Origin of the sequence: Pseudoalteromonas sp. Z1A6 (assembly GCF_011378745.1) — a bacterium.
GTDB classification, from domain to species: Bacteria; Pseudomonadota; Gammaproteobacteria; order Enterobacterales; family Alteromonadaceae; genus Pseudoalteromonas; species Pseudoalteromonas arctica.
Genome location: NZ_WTKW01000287.1, coordinates 1 through 5274, shown reverse-complemented (window position 1 = coordinate 5274; position 5274 = coordinate 1). Strand labels below are relative to the sequence as shown.

Below are 5274 nucleotides of genomic sequence, written 5' to 3'. Positions count from 1 at the left end.
GTTTAACACGTTGCGCTTTTTTATTTTTGTGACTTATTTTTGTAATAGTTTAGTCATTTTACTTTCATCAAAATTACCTTTATCAGTCACATCTGTTTTCTATAGTGCAGCGGTTGATCTTTTTTGTGTTTACACATTTCAAAAAATAACCACTAAACAATGGGAATTACGGATGAAAATTAAAAAAGTCGCTGCGGCAATCGCGCTAACGTTAACGTTTAGCGCAGTGAGCCATGCTGATGTACTACCGCAAAGCCAAAAAGACAGCAGCTGGTATAGCGCTGCGCAAACTAAACTAACAACAAAAACAGCACAAGCGCAGGCTACACAAGCCACTAAAGCTAAAAACGTCATTTTATTTGTGGGCGATGGTATGGGTATTTCTACACTTACCGCCGCGCGCATTTTACAAGGGCAGCGTAATAACCAATCTGGCGAAGAAGGTTATTTAAGCTTTGAAGAGTTCCCATACTCTGCACAAGTTAAAACGTATAACGTAGATGCTCAAACTCCTGATTCAGCAGGCACGATGACGGCTATTATTTCGGGTGTAAAAACCGATGTGGGCGTTATTGGTGTAGACGAAGATATTGAACGCGGCGTGTGTTCAACAGTGGCAGGTAACGAGCTAATTACCGCGACTGAATTGGCTGAAATTAAAGGGCTATCTACCGGTATTATTTCTACAGCACGTATTACTCATGCAACCCCTGCTGCCACATATGCTAAATCGGCTGACCGTAACTGGGAAGACGTATCAGATATGCCAGAAGATGCAGTAACGGGTGGCTGTGAAGACATTGCATCGCAACTGGTTAACTTTGAAAAAAACCTAGAAGCACGATTTGTAGGGACCGACGTAGACGGCCTTGATTTTGTAATGGGGGGCGGTCGTCGTCACTTTTTACCAAAAGACGAAACAGCTAACTCAACAGATGCAGTAAGTGCTATAGAAGGCGACCGTACTGACGAGCGCAACTTAGTAACTGAGTGGCAAACACAATACCCAGATGCTACGTACGTGATGGATCAAACAGGCTTTGATGCAATAAGCGATGACGCCACTAAAGTATTTGGTTTATTTAACGAATCCCACATGCAATACGAAGCTGACCGCGCAAACGATGTAGCGGGCGAGCCTTCACTTACCGATATGACCACTAAAGCAATTGAAGTGCTTGGTAAAAACGATAATGGATTTTTCTTAACGGTTGAGTCGGGACGAATTGACCATGCGCACCACGCAGGTAATGCATACAACGCGCTTAACGACACCATTGAGTTTGCTAAAGCCGTGCAAGCAGCGGTAGATAACACAAACCCAGAAGAAACCCTTATTTTAGTAACCGCCGATCACAGCCATGTATTTACTATTGCAGGCTACCCTAAGCGTGGTAATCCAATTTTAGGTCAAGTAGTTGCAGTAGGTGCAACAACACCAAGCTTAGCCGCCGACGATATGCCGTACACCACCGTAGGTTACGCAAATGGTTTAGGTTTTAGAAACTTAGGCAGTGAGACCAACGCTGATGCAAGTTACACAAGTGCCGCTATTGCAGGGCGTGTTGAGCTAAATGGCGTAGATACAACAACCCCAGGCTTTCACCAAGAAGCAACTGTACCAATGGGCTCAGAAACACACGCGGGTGAAGACATATCTTTACATGCAAAAGGTCCTGGTGCTCAGCTAGCACAGGGCGTAATTGAACAAAACGTTGTATTTCATTTAATTAATCAAGCTCTTGAACTAACTCAGCAATAATGGCGGCTAACATGAACAAATTAACGGTACTTTCTTTGGCAGTAATGGTCGCGCTAGCAGGTTGCTCGAGTGACGATAACAAAAATGAAAACAATATTATCGCAGTAGATAACGCTATTGCAGTGGGCTCTGAGCAGTGTATTAATGGCGGTGTAGAGACGCAAGTAGGCGCAGATACCAATAATAACGACGTGCTAGATAGCGATGAAGTTAACTCAACTAATTTAGTGTGTAATGCACCTGCAACGTCGTTAACAAGCGAGCAGTTAGCCTCACTCACTAGTAATACTTGGTTTAGTGAAGCACAAACAAAATTGGGTGCAGCACAAACAGCCAGTAGCAACATTGTTACAGAATCAGGCAAAGCGAAAAACGTTATTTTATTTGTTGGTGATGGTATGGGTATTTCTACCATAACCGCAGCACGTATTTTAGCGGGTCAGTTAGAAGGTGAAATGGGTGAAGAACACCAGTTAAGCTTTGAAACTATGCCTTTTTCGGGCTTTGTAAAAACATACAACGTAGATGCGCAAACGCCAGATTCGGCAGGAACTATGACTGCAATGGCATCGGGTGTTAAAACCGACGCAGGCGTTATTGGTATTGATGAAGCGGTTGAACGTGGTAATTGTGCATCAGGCAAAGGGCACGAACTTGTTACCTCGTTAGAGCTTGCTGAAATTGCAGGTAAAGCAACAGGGATTATTTCTACAGCGCGTATTACTCACGCAACACCAGCTGCAACGTATGCTAAATCGGCAGAGCGTAACTGGGAAGATATCTCTGATATGCCAGAAAGTGCTGCAACGTGTGAAGATATTGCATCGCAACTAGTTAACTTTGAAGCCAACCTAGAAGCACGCTTTAGTGGTGTTGATGTAGACGGTATTGACGTAGTAATGGGCGGCGGTCGTCGTCACTTTTTACCAAAAGATGCCGCGTTTAATTCAGCTGATGCAGTGAGTGCTGTTGAAGGTGATCGAACAGATAACCGCGACTTAACCGCAGAGTGGAAAACGCAATATCCAAATGGCACGTACGTAATGGATCAAACCGGTTTTGATGCAATAAGTGACGACGCCACTAAAGTGTTTGGCTTATTTAACGAATCCCACATGCAGTACGAAGCTGACCGCGCAAACGATGTAGCAGGCGAGCCTTCGCTTTCACAAATGACCGAAAAAGCAATAAACGTACTTGATAACAACGAGCAAGGTTTTTTCTTAACGGTTGAGTCGGGTCGAATTGACCACGCGCATCATGCGGGTAACGCTTATAACGCGTTAAACGACACTATTGAGCTTGCTAAAGCCGTTAAAGTGGCAATGGAAAACACCAACCCAGAAGAAACATTAATAGTTGTAACTGCCGATCACAGCCATGTATTTACCATTGCCGGTTATCCTAAACGCGGTAACCCAATTTTAGGTAAAGTAGTTGCAGTAGGCGCAACTGAGCCAAGCTTAGCTGCCGACGATATGCCTTATACAACGGTTGGTTACACCAATGGTGGTGGCTTTAGAAACCTAGGTAGCGAGACTGATGCCGATGCAGGTTATGCGTTTGCACCGGTTACAGGGCGTGTTGATTTAACAGATGTTGATACAACAACACCTGGTTTTCATCAAGAAGCACTGGTACCAATGGGCTCTGAAACACATGCCGGTGAAGACGTAGGCGTTTATGCAATGGGACCAGGTGCACACTTGGTAACAGGCACAAACGAGCAAAGCTTTTTATTCCATGTAATGGACTTTGCGGCTGATTTAGTTAAAACAGCCGACGAAAAAGTAACGCAGTAAGCCGCTCAAAAGCGTACTTTTTAAGTATATAAAGTACGCACGCAAATTGAGTATTTAAAAACAACTCATACCCTGTGTGAGTTGTTTTTTTATGTCATAAAAATGCCATTGTAAGTCGTTATTGTATGGCTATTACAGTGACGTTTAAATAAGAGATTAACTGATGAAAGTAGCATTATTTTTAATGGCAACCTTAGCAAGCACCAGCACATTAGCAACGCAGTGCGATATTAATGCCGAATATTTAAAAGCCGATTATAAAATTACCAACAGCCATAAAGCGCAGCAAAGTAATGATTCACTTACCCTTTGGCGGAACGATCAGCAAGTAGCGCATCAACGCCAAGTAATTACCGAGCTTTGGCAACATTTAGCTAATAAGCAAATTCGGCCTATTCGCTATTTTAATGCCCAGCAACGCGGTATTGAATATCAGCCATCTGAGGTACGCGGCGTACAAAGTTGGAGTGCTAAAAGTCAGCTGGTGGATAACCACCTAATCGAAAAAATGACCCTAGTAAACACCCAAAACACAGGCTGCGATGAAGTAAAAAACTACGAACTTACTGAAGGCGATAACCAATTTAAACTCGCTTTATTTACGCAATCAAACTTAGTTAAAACCTTTAGCGTAACCAATAAAAAAGCCCAAACAAACACCGTGCTTAGCCTTAATAATGTAAGCAGTAATAAAGCAGAAATAACTGAACAGTTTGCCAAATGGGATCGCTTTCAAACCACCGACTACGCCGACATTGGCGATAACGAAAACGACCCGTTTTTAGCTAAAATGATAAACCTTGGTTTTATAGAGCACAGCGCCACAGGTTTTTATAACCAGCAAGGCGAGGCTATTGAAGGTGGGCATCATCACTAGGTTTTAAATGTTGTAGCTCATAGCTAAAAAATGACAGGCGGCTATGAGCTACAAGTATGTATTCAAAAATAGATTAATTTAAGCCATTCCCACCCAGGTAATACAACAAACACTTTCCTATTTTTATAAAACACACACTATCAGCCGCATAATATTTATAGTTGGTAATAATTTACACTATTTGATATTAATAGAAGTTCACACAATAGGAACATTCATCCATTAAGTAAGAAAAATGTTCTCAGATAAAGTTGCTATACCTTATGGAGTATTCATGAGTTCCAATGAATCAAACAACCCGTCAATTGACAATTTAATAGGTACATATCATGAGTTGGATACATTAGGGCTAATGAACGAAGATCTCCAAAAAGGTTCTGAAATTTTAGATGTAGTGAGGAAGTTTAATCCTATGTTTAAGGATGAGGCCTGGGTTTTAAATAACTATTTACCTTTTGATAGTTGTCAGAGTGCTTTGTTTTTAGCAGAAAAAGGAAAGTTAGATAAAGCAAATCTCGCTCTTATAGAGGGAGTAACAGATGGCATTGATAAATTCATGTTGCATTTAGCTGGGGCGCCGGCGTTTAACGATCGAAAAGCTATTTTAGAAAATGCACGTGAATTATATTTACAAGGTAATCACTCTGCTGCTGTTTTATTACTACTAATAGCATTAGATGGAATATCAAATGATATAGCAAATTTAGGTATATTTGCTCAAAATTCCGATCTGGGTGCATGGGATTCTATTACCCAATATGAAGAGACATTTACTTATATCCAAGAAAACTTTCTTACCAAGAACCGAACAAAAACAAACTTGGAAGAAATCT

The 5274-nt window shown here is 41.7% G+C and carries 4 protein-coding genes; all 4 read left to right on the top strand.

From position 1 onward, the window contains the following. Positions 1-172 precede the first annotated feature (172 nt). Positions 173-1762: an alkaline phosphatase gene (locus GQR46_RS15545; protein ID WP_165729362.1), complete on the top strand. Its 1590-nt coding sequence runs from the start codon at positions 173-175 to the stop codon at positions 1760-1762. 11 nt (positions 1763-1773) lie between these two features. Beyond that, on the top strand, positions 1774-3564 hold the full coding sequence (locus tag GQR46_RS15540; RefSeq protein WP_165741405.1) for an alkaline phosphatase: 1791 nt from the start codon (positions 1774-1776) through the stop codon (positions 3562-3564). 163 nt (positions 3565-3727) lie between these two features. After that, positions 3728-4441, top strand: a complete 714-nt coding sequence (locus GQR46_RS15535; protein ID WP_165741404.1) for a hypothetical protein — start codon at positions 3728-3730, stop codon at positions 4439-4441. 274 nt (positions 4442-4715) lie between these two features. Then, positions 4716-5274 (top strand): hypothetical protein (locus GQR46_RS15530; RefSeq protein ID WP_165741403.1); only part of this gene is annotated, 559 nt, incomplete at its 3' end.